We start from the raw sequence: 24,426 nt of genomic DNA on the forward strand, positions 1-24,426 counted from the left end.
GGGACGCGCGCGACAACGCGGCGATTCGCGTTTCATTCCCGAGACATCTCACGCGTCAGCGGTCACCCAGTGCGACACCGAAGCCGAGTGTCCACGCGAACCCATGGGTCCACTCGCTGGAGAGCGGACGCAGCCCCAGGTAGCGCAGCTCCGTGCTCGCGAGGAACGGCCCGCCGAGCAGTGCACTCGCGCGCAGTCCCACCGGCACGCCGAAGCGAGTCCCCCCTTCCTGGGAGAACAACCCCACGCCCAGAGAAGCCCGCACGTCCACGCCCACGGAATAGGCCGGTCGCCAGGCCCACAGCGGCGGAGACAACACCGACAGGCTCCACCCACCCGCTGGCGGCGGACGGCTCCCCAGCCCCAGGCCCCGCGTCCACTCCACCGACAGCCGCAGCGCATGCGGCAACGGCAGCCCCGCGCGCAGTCCCGCGACGGGTGTGCCGCCTCGCGAATCTTGAGTCATGCCGCCCAGCGCCTGCAGCGACAGCTCCGGCGACGGGATGAACCCTCGCGCCGCGAAGGCAGGTGCGTCCGGTGCGGCGACCTCCTCGAAGCGAGCGCCCGCCCACGTCAGGAATGCCTGGGTATACGCCACCGCCGCGGCGGCCCGGTCCGCCATGAAGGCGTCGTACGTCGCGGGCGCCACGCGGTGCGCGCCGTCCTTCCAGCGAGGCTCGGCCTGACCGAAGGCATTGCCCACGCTCCCGTAGACACCGAAGGAACCCGGACGCCGGGCATCCGGCTCCACCCAGAACGTGCTCCAGGGAAGCTCGACGCCGTCCTCCGCGCGCAGGAACTGGGTGCGCACCACCTCCAGCGTCTCGCTCGCGAGCGCGTGCTGCGCCTCGGGCCCCGGCAGCGGCTCGACCTCGCGGGAAGGCAGCCGCGTCAGCACGTCGCGCAGCCCCCAGCCCTCGAAGCCATCCGCGAAGCCATGATTCACCGGCACCACATGCGGCGGCGAGGCCACGTCCTGGATGTGATGCGCCAGATGCCCGGCCCTGTCCCACGCCCGCGCCCAATCTCCCCCTCGCGCGGCATCCAGGGCCTCTTCCCAGAGCATCCGCACGCGCGCGTCGGAGCCCGCGCGCAAGGAGGAGTCCAGCGCGCCCTCCGGCCGGTAGAAGTGGTGCCAGCCCGTCCACTTCACGTGGAGGTTGAGGTCCTCGGCGGTGGCGCCGTGCAGCACCGCGTCCCGGTGCGCGGCCAGGGAGCGGGGGCCCCCCGCCGCCAGGGCCCGTTCAATGGCGGCCTCGGTCAACGCGTGGTGGTCCTTCACCCAGAAGGCCCCCGCGCCCGACGGAACGGCCACGGACAGGAGGGCGGCGACGGCCAGTCGCGGAGAGGTCAACATCGTGAGCAGCCTCCGCCCGCGAGGACGCCTCGTGCTTCCGGGAGTCCTCGTGGTGGGCTCGGCGGGACGGCTCAGGCGGCCTCCGCGCGGGAGGGCTCTTCAAGCGTCGCCAGGTGGGCCCGGGCGATGTGCAGGTTGTCGTTGTCCAACGGATGGAAGGAGGGCCTCAGGTATTCCTTGAGGCCGCGCCACACCACCCGCACCAGGACCGGGTCCTTCTCGTGGGCGCGCCGCAGTTCGCGCCACACCCCTGTCCACCCCAGCCCGGGCTCCTGGCGCAGCAGCGTCACGGTGGCCGCGAACCACAGGCCAAACAGCGCGATGACGGCCGCGCACATCCCCGTCACCCGCAGCGCATAGCCGGGCGCCACCTTGCGCAGCACGTCGAAGGCCACGGACTTGTGCTCAATCTCCTCGGCGGCGTGCCACTCGATGAGCGCGCGCATGGCCGGGTGGCCATCCGCGAACACGCCAAGCGTCAGCGTGTTCTCGCCCATGATGGCCGTGTAGTGCTCCAGCGCGGCGGCGATGGACAGCCGCAGGACCGGCGGGAAGTACTTGAAGATGAAGCCCCAGACGATGCGGTGATAGGCCCGCATGAAGCCGGAGATGACGTAGCCCTGGGACTCCAGCAGCTCGATGTAGTCCTGGTGCTCCCGCGCGTGCTTGCCCTCCTGGGCGAAGAACGCCTTCACCTGCGCGCGCAGCTCCGGCCCGTCATCCAGGGCATGAAGGTAGTGATTGACGCTGCGCACGATGAACCGCTCTCCCTCGGGGAAGAGCATGTTGAGCCCGTTCCATAGCTGCGTGGAACCCAGACCGTTGTGATGCCACACGCGGGGGAACGTGGCGTCGAAGTGAAACTTCAGATTCAGTCGCGGGACGATGCGGCCAGGGTCGGGGGGATTGACCATGAGTGGGGGGACTCTCTGCGCCGGAGGGGACGGCGGGTCAGGGGGAAGGGGATATCGGGGGACGGGCACGAAGCAGCACCTCGCGCTCGAGCTCCGTCCGAAAAGCAGTGAGCCGCTCTCGGGCGGTGAAGGGGCCGCTGCCAGCGATAGCGCCGAAGAAGCGCTTGCGCACGCCCTTGCGCGTCGCGCACAACACTTCCGTCACGCAGAGGGCCACACCGCCCCCCACGGCGGGCAGCGGCCGCATGGTGTTGAAGTAGATGGGGAGGTGCCGCTCCAGGGCGGCCTCGTCCTCCACCTCGATGGTGATTTTCGACAAGAGGGCGTTGCCACACAGCGCGGTGGCCACCTGTCGCAGTCCCGGCGTGAAGGCGAAGCCATGCGTGGTCAGCGACGGCATCCACCAGGGCAGCGCCGGCGAATACAAGGTGGAGAAGATATCCTCCAACACCCCGCCCTCCCCGCGCGTGCGCTCCAGCAGCAAGGACACCTGCTCGGGCGTCACCGGCCCCTGGCTCGTCCTGGTGGGAATCACCGCGATGCGGATGCGCCGCCAGGGCCGCGCCACGGACGACGGCGCATCCGGCAACACCGGCACCAGCATGGTGGGGTTGTCGGAGCGCAGCAGTCCCCCGCTGGAGCGCCCCAGCGCCACCAGCGAGGCACAGGCGAGGTTGCGGAAGTCCAGCCGCTCCGGGAGCTCCACGCGCAAGAGCGGCGAGGGGTCCTCGGCCCCCGTGAGCCATTCATCAGCGGCCGCGCGTCCCTTCCGGGGCAGCGCCGAGGCGATGGCCCGCGACACCTCCATCATCGCGCTGCCATCCATCACCAGATGGTCGAACGCCAGCTCCAGCGAGCCGGTTCCAGGCTCCACCCGGGCGCCCAGCCAGGTGCTCGTCGTCAGCAGATGCGACGTCCACGCGCTGCGCCCCCGGCCCGCGACGTCCACCACCACCTGGGGATGCCACCCGGCCCGACGCGCCTCGGCGAGCGTACACGGCGCGCAGTCCGCAAGCCGCCCGGCCACCGCCTCCGGAGTCAGCTGCGCGTCATCCAACGGCAGCCGGGCCATCCGAAAGCCTCCGCCCTCGCTGGTGACGGCCACTGTGAGCACGCTGTCGTCGGAGACACGCTGCCGGGCGTCCAGCCCCTCACGCCCCAGCCCCGCGAGCCACACATCCGTGGGCTGGTTGTAACGGCGCCCTCGCGTGTCCCGATGCCAGCGCGCCACCTGGGCGAGCAGCACCGGGGCCCAGGTGCCCGTCGAGGTGTCCACCCCCAGGGGCTGCACCGTCAACATGATGCGCCGCGTGCGAGGCTCCGTGGAGAGGAAGCGCTCCCAGCTCGTCAGCTCCGGCACCACGCCCGAGGCCTGGCGCGCCGGAAACGTCCGCTGCCAGCCATCACAGAAGCCCACCAGCGCGGACAGCGACCGACGCGCCACGGGGAGGAAGTGGGGAAACTTGTGCGCCATCGAGTCCCGCACGCGAGCCAGCGCGTCCTCGCCACGGCGCACGGCGAAGGAAGGGATGGAACCAGAGCCGTCCATGGCACGTGTCCCGCGCAAGCCCACCGGTGAGGTGACCCACAGCATTGGCCGTGCAGTGTAGCGGACACTTCCTCCGCGCGGTGACGATGTCGTGCCCCTTCATCATCCATGTCTCACGCACTCGTACGGGTGGTGAACGACTCACGCGCTCACTCACACCCACCTTCCTCACGCGAGTCGCGGCATGACGCACGCGGAGCGAGTGTCACCCGCGCACTCCAGCTCGGCGCGAGCAGCGGGACAGAAGACTTCCGCTCCCAGCGGCCCTACCTGGTGCGACGCGCTCGCCTGGCCGGCGACAAGGCACGGTGCACCACCGGGACACCTCGGGCCGCCGTTGGCGCGCAGGCACCGTGCCTCACGGTTCCGATCTCCGCGCCCGGCCCCCACCGGCCTTGGCCTCACGTGCTCAAGCCACGACGCGGGCGGACGTGCGGTTTTCACGCAGATCGCCTCCCAGTGAAGCCACACACCCTTTCGTGCTCCTGCCGTGAGGCCCCGTCATTGACACGCATCCGCCATGGAAGGGGCGGTGAATCCGTCGGACCCCTCGGGAAACCACAAACAAAAGCAAACCAGATTTCACCGACAAAATAACCTTTCAAGACAAAGTCGATTTAGCCTAACCCGCACTGGCAGTCTGGCCCGCAATCGGTAGGATGCCATCGTCCAAGTCCAATCATCGCCCTTGGACAAATGGGGGGGAGTCCAAACACAGCACTCGGAACGGCCTCGGTACCCACGCTCGCATGGCGGGGAACCGAAGACGCCAACACGCGGTTTGCGAGCCCTGGGCTCGCAGGCACGGGAAGGGTGCGCCCTCCAGTCCTCACGCCACGCAAAGGAATGTCTCTCATGAAGAAGTTCCTCTCCGCTACCGCCGTAGCCGCGCTGTCGCTTTCTGCGACGCAAGCCCTCGCCGCGCCGATGTCCCCCGCCGCCAGGCCGATGTCGCAGCACTTCTCTCCGATTGTGCAGGACGCGTTCACGCTCCTGGGCGACACGGACAACCTCAACCTCGTCTATTACGTCCCGCGCCGCGGCGGCATCGCCGTCCAGTCGCCCACGACGACCAACCCCGTCCCCCGCTTCCAGATCACCTCCTTCATCCCCGTGTTCGGCTTCTTCGCGGGCATGGAGCTGGCGAACCTGGGCGGCTCGTTCTCGACCACCAGCGACCTGGGCGCACTCAACCGCCTGTCGACGGAGGCCGCGGCGAAGGGCTTCCAGATTGCCCCGGCTCCGGCCAACCGCTCCACCACCCAGTTCGTCCTCTCCGGGTACGCGCCGGTCAACGGCCGCGTGGAGATCGACTGCGAGATGGAGATCATCGTCGTCAACGGCCGCGACGTCCCGGTGCCCAACTGCTTCACCCACCTGGACCCGACCCAGCCGTACGACATCAACACCAACGTGATGTACAAGTTCAACACCCTGCCCGCGCTCGGCGGCAGCGTCGTCGCGCAGGACATCTCCTTCCAGGCCACCACCCTGCCCGGTTGGACCAACCAGCTGCGCGCCCTGATGGCCACGGGCGCCCAGTGGGACAACATCATGACGGCCCAGATTGACTGGGACATCAAGACCCACAACGTGACCCGTCAGGCGCGCTTCACGGTGAACTGGCGCTCGCTGTTCGAGCAGGCCAGCGCCTTCGCGGCGTTCCACCTGAGCTCCTGCGTGGACATCGAAGTTCGCGCCTTCTTCGAGCGCCTGGTCACGTGTTCGTCCGAGAACGCGTGCGGCATCCGCATCGAGTACCTCAACAACGGCGTCTGGGGCCCCACCGCGCCCAATGACTCCAACTTCATCAACGTCGTGAACGCCGTCCAGGCCCGCCTCCAGGACGAGCTGTTCAACGAGGTCCGCCGCTACACGACGCCGGTCAACGGCCAGGTCTCCAACCAGACCAACTCCATCTTCACCATGCGCGCCAACTACGAGAAGCTCATCCTGGAGCGCAACGAGGTCACCTACATCCAGTACAACCCGGGTCCCACGGACTTCACCGTCAAGACCAACATGAACGTCACCTGCCTCCTGGACGGCTTCGAGCTGGGCCGCGTCCGCTGGAACATGGAAGACGCGGGCTGCAGGGCGCTGATCGGTCAGTAATTCCGCACCGCCATGACTTCGGGGCGGAGGCCATCTTCGGGGTGGCTTCCGCCCCTCCTTTCCTTCCTTCAACCAGGCCCTTTCTCCATGCGCTTGCTTCAGCTTTCTCTCGCAGCCGTGTTGTGTCTTTCCGTCACGTCCGCCCAGGCCCAGACAGACACGCCGCCACTCGACTATGCGCGCACCATCCGCGAGTCTGAGATGGTATTCGTTCCCTACATGGGGATGGATCGCGGCCCTGTCTTCTATACACAGTACGTGCAGATTCCGACCGACTCCGTCGCCACCGTGGCTGGCATGAGGCGGCTCTTCGTCAACCTCCACCCCACCGCCCACACGCAGGACCTGTACAACGGCTTCATCACCCGCCATGGCATCACCGACGCGCGGCTGCTCCCGCTGCCCTCGGCCGGCTCGTGCCAGCCCTCGGCGGGAATCGCGGACCTGCTCAAGGGCATGCCGACCAACTACCGGCCGGCGGTGGTCGGCGGCAACTATCCGCTCGTCTGCGGACTCAGCGTCCACTTCTTCCCCGCCGACGAGGCGATGGTGCGCGCCCATATCGCCGCCAACCCGGTCATCACCCTGCGCGCCTCGGTGCCGCTGTGCGCGACGAACAGCCCCCTGCTGAACGTCCCCGCCATCAACCAGCGACTGGTGACGGACGGCGTGCTCCAGACGACGCCCAACCTGGGCGTGGGCGGCAACAGCTGGAACGTGCTCTTCGAGTCCGCCAAGCTCGCCCAGCTCAGCCCCTCCCTGTTCGTCACGTCCGACCCGCAGGTCGGCTGGGAGACGTACATCAAGTCCTTCACGCTCAACCTGACGGCGCAGACCGCGACGATGTCCCCGGCCGCGGCGAGCAACTCCGCCGCCATCTGCACGCCCACGCCGCTGGTCATCAACTTCGGCTAGCCGGCAAGGCGCCCCGCGCGAAGACAAACCCTCACATCAGCAGCCGGGGGCGGCCATGGCGACGGCCATGACGCTCCCGGCTCGGGAGCTTTCGAGATGACACGATGGGTCTGGGTCCTGGCGGGACTCATGGGATGGACGGCGTGCGCGTGCTCGGGAGATGACCCCGACGAGCCCGGCCAGACGCCGGAGCAGCGCAGGCAGCAGGTCCAGCAGTGCATCGTCACCCGGGTGCCCCCACCCGCCGGCTCCACCGAAGCGCGGTGGTCGGTGTCCGGGTATGCCCTGGTGAGCGCCTACCGGAGCTGTCAGGCGAAACCAGGGGACGCGACGTCCGAGGACTTCCGCGACGTGCTTCGAGGCCTCGCCGAGCCAGAGGAGGACCCCTCGCGCGTGAAGCTCACCCAGCCCACCGGGAGCGCGCCGTGAGACGGCTCGCCCTCCTCGTCCTCGTGCTGGGAAGCCTGGCCTCCGCCAAGGGCGTCGTGGCCCAGGAGTGCACCGGCTGCCACACGTCCAAGCGCACCGAGCCCCAGACGCGCTTCGCCAACGGCCTGGGCCGGTGGACGGACAGCCAGTGCTTTGGCTGCCACGCCGAAATCAACGACGTCGCCGTGAAGCGCCAGAAGCGCGAGCCGGACCCGCGCTACTTCGCCATCCCCGTGCGCGAGGACAAGCTGGCGCATCTGGCCAAGACGCCGCTGGCCTACATGAATGCCCCGGAGCTTCTCGAGCATCCGGGACAGAAGGTGCCCCGCATCTCCTCGCGAGGGCTCGCCGCCTTCCTCAAGCGCCCCAGCACCCTCTCCCAGAAGGAGGGCAGCCGCGCGCCCCGGATGATGGCCTACCCCAGCCTCCAGTCGGGTGACGTGAAGGACGTCGCAGCGCTCCTGTCGGTGCGGCTGCCGGCGAGGGAGGCCCCCGCCGCGAAGCTGACGGCCTCCGAACGCAAGGACGCGGACACCCTCTGGAAGGCGCGCTGCGCCAGCTGTCACGCCGGAGACAAGCCTCTCTCAGGACGGGATGGGGTGTCGCTGGGGCTCTACACGCCCGAGTGGACGTATGAGTACTGCCGCGAGCAGCCGCCCTACGCGCGCGCGGACCGGCAAATGCCGGAGGTGCCGCTCTCGCTGGACGAGGCCCGGCTCCTGCACCGCCTGTTCGACGAGATGCGGGTGGAGAAGGAGCGCGAGCTGGACGCGCGCGTGACGCGGCTGGCGATGAAGGACGCCGCCATGCCCGGGGCGGTGCCTCCCACGATGCTCGCCTATCTCTGGGGCCCCTTCTTCCGGGACGCCACCTGCGTGCATTGCCACGCGACGAGCCCTCGCGCGGCCAGCGCCTTCACGGCGGACGCGGAGGGCCTGAAGACGTACCTCAAGAAGAAGTCGGGCGAGGAGTACTGGCGCAGGCTGGAGACGCGCGCGCTGGAGGCCGAGCACGGCCTGGTCGCCGCGAAGCCCGGCATGCCCATGGCCGGCATGGAGCTGCCCGTGGAGCTGCGACGGCTCATCGCCCGGTGGGTGGTGGACGGCTGCAAGGATACCGAAGGCAAGACCTGGTGCCGTCGCTGACGGCGCACACCGAAGGGATGGCCATGAGCCTGAACGAGTCGCACCTGTCGTCGAGGATTGGCTGGACGTGGGCGCTCTTCGTCGGCCTCTGGCTTTGGACGGGATGCGGCGGCGAGGACCCCTCCACCCACGAGCAGGCCCTGCGCCAGGCGCTCGCGGGCCGCGCCTCCGCCACCCGGCTGTCGCTGGGCCAGTACCACTCGGTGGGCGTCCACTCGGACGGCTCGGTGTGGGCCTGGGGCTACAACCGGCAGGGACAGCTGGGCAATGGCCTGTTCACCGACAGCCCCACGCCGGTGAAGGTGAAGAACCTGGAGGACGCGGTGGCGGTGGCCTCGGGGGACTACCACTCTGCGGCGCTGCGCTCGGATGGCACCGTGTGGTCCTGGGGTGACAACTATTCGGGGCAGCTGGGCAACGGCACCGTCCTCGCCAGCAACGAGCCCGTGCGCGCCCAGGGCCTGTTCGGCGTGCTCTCGGTGGGCTCGGGCTTCTCGCACTCGGTGGCGCTGCGCTCGGACGGCACCGTGTGGGCCTGGGGCGACAACCGCTACAAGCAGCTCGGCGCACTCGCGGCGACCAGCAGCACGCTGCCCGTGCAGGTGGCGGGCCTGAGCGGCGTCATCGCGGTGGCGGCCGGTGGCAACACGTCGCTGGCGCTGCGCTCGGACGGCACCGTGTGGGCCTGGGGCGACAACCGCAGTGGCCAGCTGGGCGATGGCACGGTGACGACGCGGGGCACGCCCGCGCAGGTGCAGTCGCTCGCCGGCGTGGTGACCATCTCCGCGGGTGCGTCCCACTGCGTGGCGCTGCGTTCGAATGGCACGGCGTGGACGTGGGGACTCAACTCGACGGGCCAGCTCGGCGACGGGACGAAAATCAACCGCTCCTACCCCGTGCAGGTGGTGCTGACGGACGTGCTGGCGGCGGTCGCCGGCAACTACCACTCGCTGGCGGTCCGCGTGGACGGCGCGGTGTGGGCCTGGGGTGACAACCGCTATCGCCAGTTGGGCAACGGCACGTTGACGAGCAGCACGCTGCCGATTCAAGCGGGCCTCAGTGGCGGCGTCACGCTGGTGGCGGGCTTCAAGCACTCGCTGACGCTGCGCGCGGATGGCACCGTGTGGTCCTGGGGTGACAACGCCTTCGGCCAGCTGGGTGACGGCACCTTCCTGCCCCGCATGTCTCCGGTGCGCGTGGGCAACACCACGCTCGGCAACCCCGGGGTGACGTCGGGCCAGCTGCACTCCGTCTACCTGGACGCGGCGGGCAACCTCTGGAGCTGGGGCGACAACGAGGAGGGCCAGTTGGGCAACGGCCTGGGCGCGGACCGGCTGTTGCCCGCGCGCATGGGGCTGACGGCCAGCGTGGCCGTGGCCGCCGGACACCGCCACACCGTGGTCCTCAAGGGCGACACCACCGTGTGGTCCTGGGGCGTCAACACGCGGGGCGAGGTGGGCGATGGCTCCAACACCAACCGCTCCCAGCCCGTGCCGGTGTCGGGCCTGTCTGGCATCTCCGCCATCTCCGCGGGGGCGTACCACTCGCTCGCGCTGCACCACGACGGCACGGTGTGGGGATGGGGCTTCAACCGCTACGGACAATTGGGAGACGGGACGACGGTGGACCGCAACCACCCCGTGCAGGTGACAGGCCTGGCGGGCGTGACGGCCATCGCGGCCGGCCACAGCCACTCGCTGGCGCTGCGCTCCGACGGCACGGTGTGGGCGTGGGGCTACAACTTCGATGGCCAGATTGGCAGCGGGAACAACGCCTGGCACATCGTGCCGGTGCAGGTGGTGGGGCTGTCGGCGATGACGGCCATCACCGCCGGGGGCTACCACTCCATGGCGCTGCGCTCGGACGGCTCGGTGTGGTCCTGGGGCTACAACGGCTCGGGACAGCTGGGCAACAACTCCACGCTGAGCCAGAACGCGCCGGTGTCCGTGGCGAACCTGAGCGGCATCGTCTCCATCACCGCGGGGGACTATCACTCGCTGGCGCTGCGCTCGGACGGCACGGTGCGCGCGTGGGGCTTCAACTTCGACGGCCAGATTGGGGACGGCTTCCTGGAGAACCGCCATGTCCCGGTGATGGTGGCGGGGATGACGGGCGTCGTGGCCGTCATCGCCGGAGACCACCACTCCATGGCCTTGCGCTCGGACGGCACGACGTGGGCCTGGGGGGCCAACGCGGAAGGCCAGCTCGGCGATGGCACGCGCAACGACAGCATCATCCCCGTGAAGGTGGAGCTGTTCTGATGCAACTCGACAAGGAGACACCCATGTTCGCCCGTATCCTGAATCGGTGGGCCCCGCGTGCACTCGCGGGCGCGGCACTCTCACTCGCCTTGCTGTCCGGCACCGCGGCGCACGCCTTCACCGAAGAGCACGTCATCATCTTGATTGACCGCAGCGGCACCATGAGGACGACGCGGGCCTCGGGACAGACGCGCTTCGCGGATGCGCTCGTGCGCGGGCGCGACTTCGTCCAGACGCCCAACGCCCTGCCGCGCCTGTTCGCCATCTGGACGTTCGAGGGCGGCGGCTACCGCCGGGAGCAGGGCTTCGAGGACGGCCCGACGACGGTGGCGAGCCTGAGCCGGCTGAGCGTGGGCGCGGGCGCGACGCCCCTGGCGCTCGCTGTCTGCGACGCCGCCGACGAACTGCTCCAGTTCGGCCCCGGCATCGACGCCCGCAAGGTCGTCCGCCTCATCTCCGACGGCGAGGAGAACAGCACGCCGGAGGCCACGCTCTGCTACGGCCCTCCGAGCGCCACGCGCTATCCCGACCTGGAGGAAGGCTCGTGGGAGTGGAAGGTCCGCAACATGCTCAAGACGGGCGACCCGCTGCGCGACAGCCCCAATCCCTTCCAGCTCGTTTTCGACGCGGATGTCTTCTTCAACCACATCACGCTGGCGCCCGAGCCCTTCTTCCTCACCTTCGTCCAGGAGGTCGCCAAGGCGTCCGGAGGCCGCTACACGCCTATCGACGACGTGCGCCCGCTCCCCATCCCCGGCGACACGGATGGGAACGGCTGCGTCGACTCCGTGGACTACCGCTTCATGCTCGCCAACTACGGGCTGAGGGTGCCCCCGGCCAGCCCGGCGGCGGACTTCAACGGGGACCGCGTCGTCGACTTCACGGACTACTCCATCGTCCTCGGCAACCTGGGCCGTGGCTGCAACAGCGTGCTACCGCCCGTGCTGCCCGTGCACGAGGTCCGCGAGTAGTCGTCGACAGGACTGGCCTCCGGAGGTCACCTCCGGGGAGAATGCGCGTCCGCCGGCCCGGGTAGGCCGGCGACACTCGGGGGCACGAGCGCATGAGCCAGGAGCGCGTCATCTTCGGCAACACGGTGGACAGCCTCTACCTGAAGACGCTCGACAAGGATTTGTCCTACGAGCTGCGCACCCAACTGCGCGAGCTGGGCATGGACCTGGACGCCCCCCTCCAGGCCGCCTATCCCCACTCCGTGTGGGTGAGGTGCCTGGACGAGGTCGGCCGCTCCCTCTATCCGGAGAAGCCCCTGGAAGAGGCCCGTCGGCGGCTCGCCCGGCGGATGATTGAAGGCTATGCGCAGACGGTCATGGGTTCGGCGGTGCTCACGCTGGCGCGCGTGCTGGGTCCCATGCGCTCGCTGGGCCGCATGACGCACAACTTCCGCAGCGGCAACAACTTCACGCAGACGCGCGTCAACGTGGTGAACCCCACCACCGCGGAGCTGTGGTTCAACGAGCCGGACGTCACCGAGGGCTTCGTCGAGGGCGTCCTGGAAGAAGGGCTGCATCGCATCGGTGTGCGGGGCCTCACCATTTCCCGCACCCGTCACGACGCGGAGTCCTGTACCTATCGCATCGAGTGGTACGACCCCTCCGCGCGCTGACCCACCTCCGAGAGCCCCCGAGCCCCCCGCCCCATGACCCGCCTCCTCGACAGTCTCCCCGAGCTCTACCGCGACCTCCTCCCGGGCTTCTTCCGGCAGGACGTCCCCGAGGAGACCAAGGCCACGTGCTCCAAGTGCGCCATGTGCAAGGACAACGCGGAGGGCGCCGTGGAGTCCGTGGACGGAGTCAGCCGCTTCTTCCGTCCCGACACCAAGTGCTGCACCTACTTCCCCCGCCTGCCCAACTACCTCGTCGGCGCCCTGCTGTCGGATGAGCGCCCGGAGCTGGCCGAGGGACGCGGTCGCATGGAGGCGCGCATCGCGGGCCGCATCGGCGTGACGCCGCAGTGGGTGAAGCCCCCGGCGAAGTTCAACTTCCTCTACAAGAACGGGCACCAGTTCTTCGGCCGGGCCGCGTCGCTGCGCTGCCCCTACTACGGCGAAGAGAGCGGCGGCTGCACCATCTGGCCGTACCGCGAGGCCGTCTGCTCCACCTTCTTCTGCAAGTACGTCTCGGGCGCCGACGGCCGCAAGTTCTGGATGTCCCTCAAGACGTACCTGACGCTGACGGAGATTCAACTGTCGCGCTGGACGGCGCTCCAGCTGCTGCCGGACTACATCCTCTCCGGCAAGGACCGCCCCGAGCTGAACAGCGTCCCGCTCGGCGTGGAGGACCTGGACGACGCGCCGCCCCCCACGCGCGTCTACGCGGAGCTGTGGAAGGAGCACGCGGGCCGCGAGGTGGAGTACTTCCGCGCCTGCTACCAACTGGTGCGCGGGCTGACGGCGGACGGACTCGACAAGCTGCTGGGCCTGGACGGCGTCATCGAGCTGAAGGCCGTGGAGAAGCTGTTCGCGACCTCCGTCTCACCCCAACTGCCGCGCACCCTCCGGTTCAACCCGGACGCCACCGTGCAGTGGCTGCCCGACGGCAGCGTGGCCCTGGGCGCATACAGCGACTTCGACGCGATTGCCCTCCCCGGCGAGGCCTACGGGCTGCTCGTGGAGTTCACCGGCCGGCAGCCGGTGGAGGCCGTGCGACACCACCTGCGCGAGAACAAGCAGGCGGACCTGTCCGAGGACATCCTGCTGGAGCTGTACCGACACCGCATCCTCGTGGAGGCCTGAGCAGCCCGCCTACGGAGGACCGGACAGCGCGCCCAGCTCCTGAAGGAGCCGACTGGACGCATGCGCCTCGCGCCAGGCGGGCACGGACGCGGAGAGGTGCTCGGCCAGCCACGCGCAGAAGCCGGGGTCTCCCGCGCCCAGCCACTCCGCGGACTCGGACAGCTCCGCCTGCGCGGCCTCCCACGCGCGACGGTACGCGCTCGCCGCGGCCATCACCTGCGTCACCGAGTGGGTGAAGGCGTCCAGCGCGGCGCGCAGCTCCAGCGCGGCTGAAGGCTCCATGCCTCGCGACTCGCGCAGGCGCCCCAGGTGCAACAGCAGGCCCTGCTCCAGCGCGGCCGTCGTCCCCAGCCGGGCCTGCGCGCCGCGCAGAAGCAGCTGCAGGTCCTCGTTCAGCTCTCGCAGCAGCTCCTCCGTGGAGCGCGCCACAGGGCGCCCCAGCCGGGTGCAGACCGCCTGCCACAGGTTGCTGAAGGCGAGCAGCTCGCTCACGCCCCGGCGCACGTGCGGCGGAATGCGGTCCAGGAACTCCAGCGCCGCGCCGCGCGCCTCGGACGACAAGGCGCCAGGGCCCTTGGCCAGTTGGAGCAGCTTCCACGCCCAGGGCAGGGCCGCCTCGGTGGAGCGGAACAGCGCCTCACAGGTCGCGCTCAGCGCTCCCGCATGGCTGCTCTCCTTCAACGCCACGGGGGCCAGGGGCATCTTCTCGCGCTCCGCTTCCCTTGGCTCGGGCTCCACGGTCCGCTCGTCTCCGCGCCGCGCTTCACCGGAGACCTCGTCGCGTTCCGAAGAGCTGTCGTCCAGCCACATGCATCTCCTCCAGCCTCGTCGGCGGACCCCCGTTTATCGCACGCCACAACCCCAACCTCCAGGCCCCATCCGCTCGGCGTGAAACCCTCGACGTCCAGCCCCACCCCGGAGATCTACTCCCTCAGATGAAACCCGCGCCGGTTGTGACGAGGTCGACGCCCGGCCATTCAAGGCACCGCGCGCATTCCTGGAAGTTGAGAGTCCCAACGGAAACGGCCCGGGTCCGCGAACGAGTCGCGGGGCCCGGGCCTGGGGTTTCCCACCCGTCGCGTCATCAGTGGAGGGTGTGCTTCAGGTGACTGAGTTTCTTGTGCGTACTCTTCTGCGCGGGCAGCAGCTCCATGCGCACGAAGCGCCGCAGGTCGCCGTGGACCTTGTCCGCATCGCGCTCGTAGTCGCGCAGGCCATGGTCCTCGCCTTCCTCCAGCGCGGAGATGGCGGCGTTCTCACCCAGGACGTCCGCTCCGCCCTGGACCACCTTCGCGAAGGCGCCCCAGATGCCGGAGCCCTCCGCCGGTTTGCCGTCGAGCTGCAGGATGCGCGAGCGCAGCGTCTCCACGCGGTGCTCGTGGTCCTGTCGACACTCCTCCAGCGTGCGACGCCGTACGTCATCCTCGATGTGCCCCATCGCCTGCCGGTAGGTCTCCACCGCTGAAATCTCGCCCCGGAGGAAGGAATTGAGCGTGTCGACATCCTTGTCGGTGTGCGCCATGAAGGCCTCCTGGAAGTGGTGAACGGGTTGCTGAGCAAGAAGGTGCGACGTGCCCGCCCGCTCGCAACAAGGGCCCCCTCCCCCGCCACCTCCCTTCGGCCACACGCACCGTCCGTGTTTCAGCAGGTATCAGCGCGACTGTCCGGGTAGTCTGTTTGCAAGAATGCGTCAGGGCTGTGAAGCTGATCTGGGAGTGCCCAGTTCCTGTGCCGTGCCCCTGGCCAGTGGGAAGCTCGCCAGCCAACCCAGCTCGCATCGCCACGCGAAATGACTGCCCCGTCGCCTGCTTCACCGTCGCGCCCGCTTCTCACCTTCGGCCTCGTATGGCTGGGGCAGTTCGTCTCCCTGTTCGGCTCGGGGTTGACGTCGTTCGCGCTTGGCGCGCACGTCTACCAGCTCACCGGCTCCACGACGCGCTTCGTGCTCATCTCCTTCTTCGCCACGCTGCCCCTGGCGGTGTTGTCGCCGTTCGCCGGAGTGCTGGTGGACCGGTGGGACCGCAGGAAGGCGATGCTCTGGAGCGACGTGGGCTCCGGCCTCACCACCGCGCTCATCTGGCTGCTGCTGGTGGCGGATGACCTGGGCCAGCTCGCGTTCAAGGCCTGGTACCTGTACCCCATCGTCCTGCTGGGAGGCTGTTGCAATGCGTTTCGCTGGCCGGCGTGGACGGCCACGACGCCGCTGCTCATCCCCAAGCAGCACCTGGGGCGGGCCAGCGGCATGGCGGAGCTGGGCGGGGCGATCAGCCAGATTGCGTCGCCCCTGTTCGCGGGCCTGCTGGTGGGGAGCATCGGCCTGCACGGCGTGCTCTTCATGGACGTGGTCAGCTTCCTGTTCGCCGCGGGCGTGTTGGTGGTGGTGCGCTTCCCGTCGGCGCCCGGGGCCTCGGTGCGGCGCGCGGGGCCTCGCTCCATGCGCGCGGAGCTGGCGGAGGGGTGGCGCTTCGTCCGGGACAGGCCGGGCCTGTCGTACATCCTGGCCTTCAGCACGTTCACCAACTCGAGCCTCGCACTGGTGCTCCTGCTCTTCACGCCGCTGGTGCTGGCCTTCACGGACCTGAAGCACCTGGGACTGATCGGCTCCATCTCCGGCATGGGCCTGCTGGCGGGCGGCATCCTCACCAGCGTGTGGGGCGGCCCCAGGCGCCGCATCCTCGGCATCGCGGGCTTCCCCATCATCGCCTCGGTCATGCTGCTGCTGGCCGCGCTGCCGCCCAGCGTGCCGCTGCTCGCCACGGCGGCGGCGCTGTTCCTGTTCTCCATGCCGCTCACCACGACCAACTCCCATGTCATCTGGCAGCTCAAGGTGCCGTTGGAAATCCAGGGCCGGGTGTCCGCGCTGCGCAAGACGGTGGGACAGTCCGGGGTGCTGCTCACCACGTTGATCGCAGGTCCCCTGGCGGACCGCGTCTTCGAGCCGTGGATGGCGCCGGGCGGAGCGTTCGCCGGCAGCGTGGGGCGCGTGCTGGGCACCGGCACCGGGCGTGGCATCGCGTTCTTGTTCGTCGTCCTGGGGTTCGCGGTGCTGGGCGCCGTCGGACTCCTCCTGTTGTCTCCTCGCGCGCGGCGCGTCCAGGAAGAGCTTCCGGACATGATTCCTTCCCACCCGCTCGCCACTTCTCTTCCTTCCGAGCAGCCCCCGGCTGGCGCCGTGCCCGAGAGTCCGCTCTCGGCGACGGGAAACACCCCGTCCTGAGCACGCAGCGTCCCGGCCCCGCGCAATGAATTGACTGGAGTACTCCGTGAGCACGCGCAACGACTCCCCGACGTCCGTCGGGCCCGTCATCCCATCCGAAGCGAGCCCCTCCGCCTCTCCCCTGGTGCCCCTGCGCGCGGGGAACGACGCGGCGAGCCCGCTCTTCCTCGTGCATCCGATGGACGGCCGCCTGGACTGCTACGCGGAGCTGGTCCGCCACGCTCCGGCGTCCCAGCCCGTGGTCGGCATCCAGGCGCGAGGCCTGGACGACGGGCGCGCGCCGCTGGAGTCGCTGGAGGCGATGGCCGTCTTCTACGTGGAGGCCCTGCGCGCGGAGCGGTCCGAAGGGCCGTATCACCTCGCGGGCTGGGCGCTCGGCGCGGTCATCGCGTGGGAGATGGCGCGCCTCCTCCAGCGTGACGGCCACGTCGCGCGGCTCACGCTCATCGAGCCGCCGCCCGCGTCACCCGACAGGAGCATCTCCGCCCAGGCGCTCGCCGCGCACGCCGCCCTCTTCGCGCGAGAGCTGGCGCTCCAGGCGGGCCTGCCCCCGCTCGAGCTTCCCGCCGCGCTCACCACGGGCAAGGACCCCGAGCCCCTCCTGGTGCATCTGCACGCGGAGGGCACGCGCCAGGGGCTGCTGCCCGCGGCCACGACGCTCGAGTTCCTGCGCGCGCGCTTCAAGCTCTTCTCCGCCCACGTGCGCGCCGCGCGTCGCTACGTCCCCGAGGCCTTTGCCGCTTCCGCGCGCATCGTTCGCTCCGCCGAAGTCGTGGACGCCGCGGACGTGGAGAAGGACAAGGGCTGGGCGGTGCTCGCGGAGGAGGGCGCCCAGGTCGACGACACGCCTGGAGACGGACACTCGCTCTTGCGCGAGCCCCACGTGAAGGCGCTGGCGGCGCGGCTCTTCGAGTCCGGCCAGTCCCTCACCGGGCCCATCCCCACGGGTCACGGCGACGGCGCGCCGCTGTCGTACGCGCAGCAGCGGCTCTGGTTCCTGGATCAGCTCCAGCCCGGCAGTCCCGCCTACAACATGTTCTACGGCCTGCGCTTCACGGGCCCGCTGGAGCACTCGCTGCTAGAGCGCGCCTTCACAGAGCTGGCGCGGCGTCACCAGACGCTGCGCACCCGCTTCCGCTCGCTGCAGGACGGCCCCGTCCAGGCCGTCTCACCGCCCGCGCCGTTCACCATCTCCGTCGACGACCTGCGCGCCCTTCCCCCGGAGGCGCGCGACGCGGAGGCGCAGCGACTGGCGGACGCGGAAGCGCGCACGCCCTTCGACCTGGCCACCGGCCCGCTCTTGCGCGCGCGGCTCTTGACGCTCGATGAGCACGAGCACGTGTTGCTCATCGTCAATCACCACGTCATCTCCGACGGCTGGTCCATTGGCGTCCTCTCGCAAGAGGTCCCCGCCCTCTATCTGGCGTTCGCGCTCGGCCGGCCCTCGCCGCTGCCGGAGCTGCCCGTGCAGTACGCGGACTTCGCCGTCTGGCAGCGCGGCTGGCTGACGGGCGACGTGCTCGAGTCACAGCTCGCCTACTGGCGCACCCAGCTGGCCGACGCGCCGCACGCGCTGGAGCTGCCCACCGACAGGCCGCGGCCTCCCATCCAGTCGCTGCGCGGGGACATGCTGCGCGTCGATCTTCCCGCCGCGCTCGCGCCCGCCGTCCACGCGCTGTGCCACCAGGAGGGTGTCACACCCTTCATGGTGCTGCTGGCCACCTATCAGACGCTGCTCGCGCGCTACTCCGGGCAGGACGACATCATCGTCGGCTCGCCCATCGCCAACCGGATGCGGGCGGACCTGGAAGGCCTCATCGGCTTCTTCGCCAACACGCTCGCGCTGCGCGCCCGCTTCACCCCGGGCATGACGTTCCGCGAGCTGCTGGCCCAGGTGCGCGAGACGACGCTCGGTGCCTATGCGCACCAGGACGTCCCGTTCGAGAAGCTGGTGGACGAGCTGCGTCCCGAGAGGGACCAGAGCCGCACGCCCCTGTTCCAGGTGATGCTCGCCCTGCACAACACGCCGAAGACGCAGGGACAGGAAGACCCCGACTCGCCGCTCAAGGTCCGTCCGCTGGATGCCATCAGCGGCACCGCCAAGTTCGACCTCTCGCTGCTGGCGTCCGACGACGGCAACGTGTTCAACGCGGTGTTCGAATACAACACCGACCTCTTCGACACGGCGACGGTCCAGCGCATGGCGGACCAGTTCGTGCGCCTGCTGCGAGCCGCCGTCGCGGACCCGAGCCAGCCCGTCTGGCGCCTGCCGATGATGGAGGAGCCCGAGCGTCGCCAGGTCCTCGTCTCCTGGAACGACACGTCGCGGGAGCCCTTCGCGCCCACCACGCTCCACGCACCCGTGGAGGCCCAGGCGCTTCGCACGCCCGACGCCATCGCCGTCACCGACGGCACCGACTCCCTCACCTACGCGGCGCTGGACGCGCGGGCCAATCAGCTCGCGCACCACCTGCTCGCGCGAGGCGTGACGCCGGGGAGCATCGTCGGCATCTGCCTGGACAAGTCGCTCGACATGGCCGTGGCCGTCCTGGCCACGCTCAAGGTGGGGGCCAGCTATGTCGCGCTCGACCCCAGCTATCCCGCCGAGCGCCTCGCCTTCATGCTCGCGGACACGCGGGCGCCCGTGGTCCTCACCCACTCCCGGCTCGCGGCGTCGCTACCCGCCGATGGCGGCGCTCGCGCCCTCCTGTTGGATGTCGACGCGGCCATTGTCGCCGGCCAGTCCCGACGCGCGCCAGGTCTCGACGTCTCGGCGGAGAGCCCCGCCTACATCATCTACACGTCCGGGAGCACGGGGGTGCCCAAGGGCATCGTCATGCCCCACCGCGCGCTGAGCGCGCTCTTCACGTGGCAGCTCCAGCGCGCTCCCCAGCCGCGCGCCACCACGTTGCAGTTCGCGTCGCTCAACTTCGACGTCTCCGTCCAGGAGATGTTCTGCACCTGGTGGGCGGGCGGCACCCTCGTGCTTCCCACCGAAGGACTGCGCCAGGACATCCCCGCGCTGCTCGACTTCATGCACCATCAGCGCGTCGAGCGGCTCTTCCTGCCCTTCGTCGCCCTTCAGGCCATCGCCGACGCTGTCTCGCATGGCGCCACCCTGCCCTCCGCGCTGCGGGAAGTGGTGACGGCGGGTGAGCAACTCCAGGTGAGCGACACCGTCGCCGCGTTCTTCGCGAAGCTGCCGGGCAGCGTCCTGGAGAACCAGTACGGTCCTTCCGAGGCGCACGTCGTCTCCGCCTTCCGACTCCAGGGCACTCCCACGTCCTGGCCCCGGCTTCCGTCCATCGGCGGGCCGGTCGGCCACACGCGGCTCTACGTCCTGGATGCACTCGGACATCCGGTGCCCATCGGCGTCTCGGGAGAGCTGTACATCGGTGGCACCCACCTGGCGCACGGCTACCTGTCACAGCCAGAAGTCACCGCGAAGGCGTTCGTCCCCGACCCCTTCTCGACGGTGCCGGGCGCGCGGCTCCATCGCACCGGAGACGCGGCGCGGTGGCGCGCGGACGGCACGCTCGACTTCCTGGGGCGGCTCGACTCCCAGGTCAAGCTGCGCGGCTTCCGCGTCGAGCTGGGTGAAGTCGAGTCCGTGCTCCGCTCCGCGCCGGGGCTGAGTGATGCCGCGGTCATCGTTCGCGAGGATGTGCCGGGCGACAGGCGACTGGTCGGCTACGTCGTCGTCTCGCCCGACGCCACGCTCGACACCGAGGCCCTGCGCGCGTTCGTACTCCAGCGCCTGCCCGAGTACATGGTGCCGTCCGCGTTCGTGGCGCTGCCCGCGCTGCCCCTCACGCCCAGCGGCAAGCTCGCGCGCAAGCGCCTGCCCGCGCCCGATGCGGAGAGTCTGCGCGGAGGTGCCGCCTTCGCCGCGCCCCGCACTCCATTGGAGGAGAAGCTCGCCGCGCTCTTCGCCGACGTCCTGCACGTGCCGCGAGTGAGCGTCACCGACAACTTCTTCGCGCTCGGCGGGCACTCGCTGCTCGCCACCCAGGTCGTGTCGCGTGTGCGGTCCGCGTTCGGCGTGGAGCTGCCGCTGCGCACCGTCTTCGGCGCACCCACGGTGGTCGCCCTCGCGGCGAGCATCGACACCACGTTGATGACGTCGCGGAACCGGCAGCCGCCCGCGTTGGTTCCAGTGCCCCGCACGGGACCGCTGCCGCTGTCCTTCGCGCAGCAACGCCTCTGGTTCCTCGACCAGCTCCAGCCCGGCGGCGCGACGTACAACATGCCCTCCTTCGTCCGACTGGACGGAGCGCTTCATCTGTCCGCGCTCCAGCGGGCCTTCGCCGAGTTGGTGAGGCGCCACGAGGCCCTGCGCACCACATTCCTCCAGCAGAACGACGAGCCCTTCCAGATCGTCGCCCCGCACGCGGAGCTGCCGGTGACCGTGGTGAAGGTCCAGGGACAGACGCCGGACGCCGTCCGCCAGGAGGTGGAGCGACTGCTGCGCGAGGAGTACCTGCGTCCGTTCAACCTCTCCACCGGCCCGCTCGTCCGCGCCCTGCTGCTGGAGACGTCCCCCACCGAGCACTTCCTCGCGCTCAACATGCACCACATCGTCTCCGACGGTTGGTCCATGGGCGTGCTCACCCAGGAGGTCGCCACCCTCTACGGGGCCTTCGCGATGGGGGCACCGTCGCCGCTTCCGCCCCTGTCCCTCCAGTACGCCGACTACGCCGTCTGGCAGCGCGACTGGCTCCAGGGCGAAGTGCTGGAGCAGCAGCTCGCATGGTGGCGCGGACGCCTGATGGGTGTGGCCACGCTGGACCTGCCGCTCGACAAGCCGCGTCCTCCCGTGCAGACCTTCACCGGTGCCCAGGTGCTCGTCACCTTGCGGCCAGAGGTCTCCAAGCGGCTCAAGACGCTGTGCCAGCGTGAAGGCATCACGCCGTTCATGGCGCTGCTCGCCGCATGGCAGTTGCTCCTGTCCCGTCACACCGGGCAGGACGACATCGCCGTCGGCTCACCCATCGCGGGTCGCCAGCGCGCGGAGCTCGAAGGGCTCATCGGCTTCTTCGTCAACACGCTCGTCTTCCGCGCGCGCATCGACACGAACGCGACGTTCCTCCAGCTCTTGCGGCAGGTGAAGGAGACCGCCCTGGGGGCCTACGCGCACCAGGACGTCCCCTTCGAGCGCCTGGTCGAGGAGTTTCAGATTCGTCGAGACCTGAGCCGCAGCCCGCTGTTCCAGGTCCTCTTCGCGCTCCAGAACACACCCGCGTCGGCCCTCCAGAAGCAGGAGCTGTCGCTCAGCCCGGTGGAGGTTGAAGCCACCGTCATCAAGTTCGAACTCGAGCTGCACTTCGTGGACGGGCCGGACGGCCTCTTCGGCGCGCTGACCTACAACACGGACCTGTTCGAGCGAGCCTCCATCGAGCGCATGACGCGGCACTTCGAGCTGCTCGTCGAAGCGGTCGTCGCCCGGCCCGACGCTCCGCTCGCTACCCACTCCATGCTGACCGTCGAGGAGCGGCGAGACGTCCTCACCAACTGGGCCTCGGCTCCCGCGCTCGTCTCGCCGGACTCCACCCTGCCCGCCGTCTTCGCCGATGTCGTCGCGCGCGCACCCGACTCCGTCGCGCTCCTCGTCGGTGACACCTCCCTCACCTACCGTCAGCTCGACGAGCGCTCCAACCAGCTCGCCTGGCACCTGCGCGCTCTCGGCGTCCGCACCGACTCCCGCGTCGCCATCGCCGTCGACCGCTCGGCCGAACTCATCATCGCCCTCGTCGCCATCCTCAAGGCTGGCGCCGCCTACGTCCCCCTCGACACGAAGTATCCGCGCGAGCGTCTCGCTTCGATGATGGAGGACGCGCGGCCCGAGGTCCTCGTCTCCACCCGCGCATTCCTGGACAAGCTTCCCACCGACGGGCTGGCGTGTGTCCTGTTGGATGAAGTGTCGCTGGCCCACAGCCCCACCCGGGCCCTGCCTCCTTCCGCCCTCCCCGCGTCGCTCGCCTATATCGACTTCACCTCCGGCTCCACCGGCAAGCCCAAGGGCGTTGGCTGCACCCACAGCGGCGTCATCCACATCCTCGTCGGCGTCGACTACACCCGCTTCGGACCCGAGCAGACCCACCTCCTCCTCGCGCCCATCTCCTTCGACGCCACCACGTTCGAAATCTGGGGCGCCCTGCTCCACGGCGCGCGCCTCGTCGTCCTCCCTCCTCAGGCCCCCTCGCTCGAGGAGCTCTTCCAGACTGTCGCTCGACACGGCGTCACCACGCTCTGGGCCACCAGCGGTCTGTTCTCCCAGCTCGTCGAGAGTCGTCTCCCCGCGCCTCCTTCACTCCAGCGCGTCCTCACTGGCGGCGACATCGTCTCGCCCCTTCATGTCCGACGCGCGTTGCAGGACTGGGGCGTCTCCGTCACCAACTGCTACGGCCCGACGGAAACCACCGTCTTCGCCACGACCTTCCTGGTCGCTCGGCCCGAGGACGTTGGCGCAACGGTGCCCATCGGCAAGCCCACCAACGGCACCCGCCTGCTCGTCCTCGACGCCTCGCTTCAGCCCGTCCCCATCGGCATCACCGGTGAGCTCTTCATCGGTGGTGACGGCCTGGCTCGCGGCTACGTCGGCCAGCCTTCACTCACCGCGGAGCGGTTCATCCCGGACCCGTTCTCCTCCGTCCCTGGGGCGCGCCTCTATCGCTCCGGCGACCTTGTCCGCTGGAGCCACGACGGGACGCTCGCCTTCATCGGTCGCGCCGACGCGCAGGTGAAGGTGCGCGGCTTCCGCATCGAGTTGCCCGAAGTCGAAGCCGCGATGCTCGCGCATCCCTCCATCCGCGAGGCCATCGCCATCGCTCGCGAGGACGCCCCGGGCGACAAGCGCCTCGTCGGCTACTTTGTCGGCGACGACCTGGACGCCGTCTCCCTCCGAGCCTTCCTCAAGTCTCGGCTCCCTGAGTACATGGTGCCGTCGTCCCTGCTCCGCCTGGACGCGCTCCCTCTCACCGCCAACGCGAAGATTGACCGCAAGGCACTGCCTCCTCCCGAGGCCGTGCTCTCTGCTCCCTCCTCCACCTACGTCGCGCCGCGCACGCCCACCGAGGAGCTGCTCGCCTCCACCTGGGCGCAGGTCCTTCGCGTCCCACAGGTCGGCATCGAGGACGACTTCTTCGCGCTCGGCGGACATTCACTGCTCGCCACGCAGCTCGTCTCGCGCATCCGCAACACCTTCAAGGTGGAGCTGGCGCTGCGGGAGCTGTTCGAGGCCCCCACCATCGAAGCGCTGGCCCGGCGGCTCGATGCGGCGACCCTCACGGGCAAGGGCACGGTGCGGCCTCCGCTCGTCCTGGTGCCGCGCACGGGCGAGCTGCCGTTGTCCTTCGCGCAGCAGCGCCTGTGGCTCATCGACCAGCTCGAGCCCGGAAGCTCCACCTACAACATCCCCCTCGCCCTGCTCCTGCAAGGGCCGCTCGAGGTCGACGCGCTCCAGGGCGCCTTCACGTCGCTCGTCGAGCGCCACGAATCCCTGCGCACCACGTTCGTGACGCGCGACGGAGAGCCGCGCCAGCACATCCACGCCCCCAAGCCCATGCTTGTCACGGTGAGGGAGCTGGAGTCCCTCTCGGAAGATACGAAGCTCGTCGAGGCCCGGCGACTGGTGAGCGAGGAGGCTTCACGGCCCTTCGACCTGGAGCACGGCCCCATCTTCCGCGTGCTCCTGCTGCGACTGGACGCACAGCGCCATGTCCTCGTCGGGACGGTCCATCACATCGCCTCCGACGGCTGGTCCACGGGAATCC

15 protein-coding genes are annotated in these 24,426 nt (G+C 69.6%); 10 read left to right on the top strand and 5 right to left on the bottom strand.

The window, feature by feature from the left end; all coding sequences use genetic code 11:
- Positions 1–55 precede the first annotated feature (55 nt).
- From HUA78_RS19285 to HUA78_RS19295, 3 genes are all read right to left on the bottom strand, one after another.
- On the bottom strand, positions 56–1,357 hold the full coding sequence (locus tag HUA78_RS19285; protein ID WP_174476868.1) for a hypothetical protein: 1,302 nt from the start codon (positions 1,355–1,357) through the stop codon (positions 56–58).
- Between the two features lie 71 nt (positions 1,358–1,428).
- Positions 1,429–2,271 carry a metal-dependent hydrolase gene (locus tag HUA78_RS19290; protein ID WP_174476869.1) on the bottom strand — a complete coding sequence of 281 codons (843 nt, stop codon included), beginning with the start codon at positions 2,269–2,271 and terminating at the stop codon, positions 1,429–1,431.
- 37 nt (positions 2,272–2,308) lie between these two features.
- Positions 2,309–3,820, bottom strand: coding sequence for a hypothetical protein (locus tag HUA78_RS19295; RefSeq protein WP_254614344.1), 1,512 nt, complete (start codon positions 3,818–3,820; stop codon positions 2,309–2,311).
- A gap of 855 nt (positions 3,821–4,675) precedes the next feature.
- Between HUA78_RS19295 and HUA78_RS19300 the strand changes: the two genes are divergently transcribed.
- From HUA78_RS19300 to HUA78_RS19335, 8 genes are all read left to right on the top strand, one after another.
- A complete protein-coding gene (locus HUA78_RS19300; protein WP_141648794.1) occupies positions 4,676–5,935 on the top strand; it encodes a hypothetical protein in 1,260 nt (419 codons plus the stop codon).
- A gap of 87 nt (positions 5,936–6,022) precedes the next feature.
- On the top strand, positions 6,023–6,850 hold the full coding sequence (locus HUA78_RS19305; RefSeq protein ID WP_141648793.1) for a hypothetical protein: 828 nt from the start codon (positions 6,023–6,025) through the stop codon (positions 6,848–6,850).
- Positions 6,851–6,946: 96 nt separating this feature from the next.
- Positions 6,947–7,279 (top strand): hypothetical protein, encoded by a 333-nt coding sequence (locus HUA78_RS19310; RefSeq protein ID WP_141648792.1) that lies wholly within the window; start codon positions 6,947–6,949, stop codon positions 7,277–7,279.
- Positions 7,276–8,424 carry a hypothetical protein gene (locus tag HUA78_RS19315; RefSeq protein ID WP_141648791.1) on the top strand — a complete coding sequence of 383 codons (1,149 nt, stop codon included), beginning with the start codon at positions 7,276–7,278 and terminating at the stop codon, positions 8,422–8,424. The genes HUA78_RS19310 and HUA78_RS19315 overlap by 4 nt, the downstream gene beginning before the upstream one ends.
- A 23-nt stretch (positions 8,425–8,447) precedes the next feature.
- Positions 8,448–10,685, top strand: coding sequence for an RCC1 repeat-containing protein (locus HUA78_RS19320; RefSeq protein ID WP_174457285.1), 2,238 nt, complete (start codon positions 8,448–8,450; stop codon positions 10,683–10,685).
- A gap of 23 nt (positions 10,686–10,708) precedes the next feature.
- A complete protein-coding gene (locus tag HUA78_RS19325) occupies positions 10,709–11,656 on the top strand; it encodes a VWA domain-containing protein (RefSeq protein ID WP_174468259.1) in 948 nt (315 codons plus the stop codon).
- Between the two features lie 92 nt (positions 11,657–11,748).
- Positions 11,749–12,309, top strand: a complete 561-nt coding sequence (locus HUA78_RS19330; RefSeq protein ID WP_141648788.1) for a DUF2378 family protein — start codon at positions 11,749–11,751, stop codon at positions 12,307–12,309.
- A 33-nt stretch (positions 12,310–12,342) separates the two neighbouring features.
- Complete coding sequence (locus tag HUA78_RS19335) at positions 12,343–13,437, top strand: hypothetical protein (RefSeq protein ID WP_174476870.1); 1,095 nt, start codon at positions 12,343–12,345, stop codon at positions 13,435–13,437.
- A 9-nt stretch (positions 13,438–13,446) separates the two neighbouring features.
- On the opposite strand, the gene HUA78_RS19340 is transcribed toward HUA78_RS19335, so the two are convergent.
- The gene (locus tag HUA78_RS19340) at positions 13,447–14,247 is read right to left on the bottom strand and encodes a hypothetical protein (RefSeq protein ID WP_141646269.1); all 801 of its coding nucleotides are present in this window, start codon (positions 14,245–14,247) and stop codon (positions 13,447–13,449) included.
- A 274-nt stretch (positions 14,248–14,521) separates the two neighbouring features.
- Complete coding sequence (locus tag HUA78_RS19345) at positions 14,522–14,959, bottom strand: DUF2383 domain-containing protein (RefSeq protein WP_141646270.1); 438 nt, start codon at positions 14,957–14,959, stop codon at positions 14,522–14,524.
- A gap of 267 nt (positions 14,960–15,226) precedes the next feature.
- On the opposite strand from HUA78_RS19345, the gene HUA78_RS19350 reads away from it, so the two are divergent.
- Together HUA78_RS19350 and HUA78_RS19355 are read left to right on the top strand one after the other, a co-directional pair.
- The gene (locus HUA78_RS19350) at positions 15,227–16,654 is read left to right on the top strand and encodes an MFS transporter (RefSeq protein ID WP_174461730.1); all 1,428 of its coding nucleotides are present in this window, start codon (positions 15,227–15,229) and stop codon (positions 16,652–16,654) included.
- Positions 16,655–16,700: 46 nt separating this feature from the next.
- The coding region (locus HUA78_RS19355) for a non-ribosomal peptide synthetase (protein WP_174476871.1) at positions 16,701–24,426 on the top strand (7,726 nt) is incomplete at its 3' end.

The organism is Myxococcus sp. CA033, from assembly GCF_013336625.1.
GTDB lineage: Bacteria > Myxococcota > Myxococcia > Myxococcales > Myxococcaceae > Myxococcus > Myxococcus llanfairpwllgwyngyllgogerychwyrndrobwllllantysiliogogogochensis.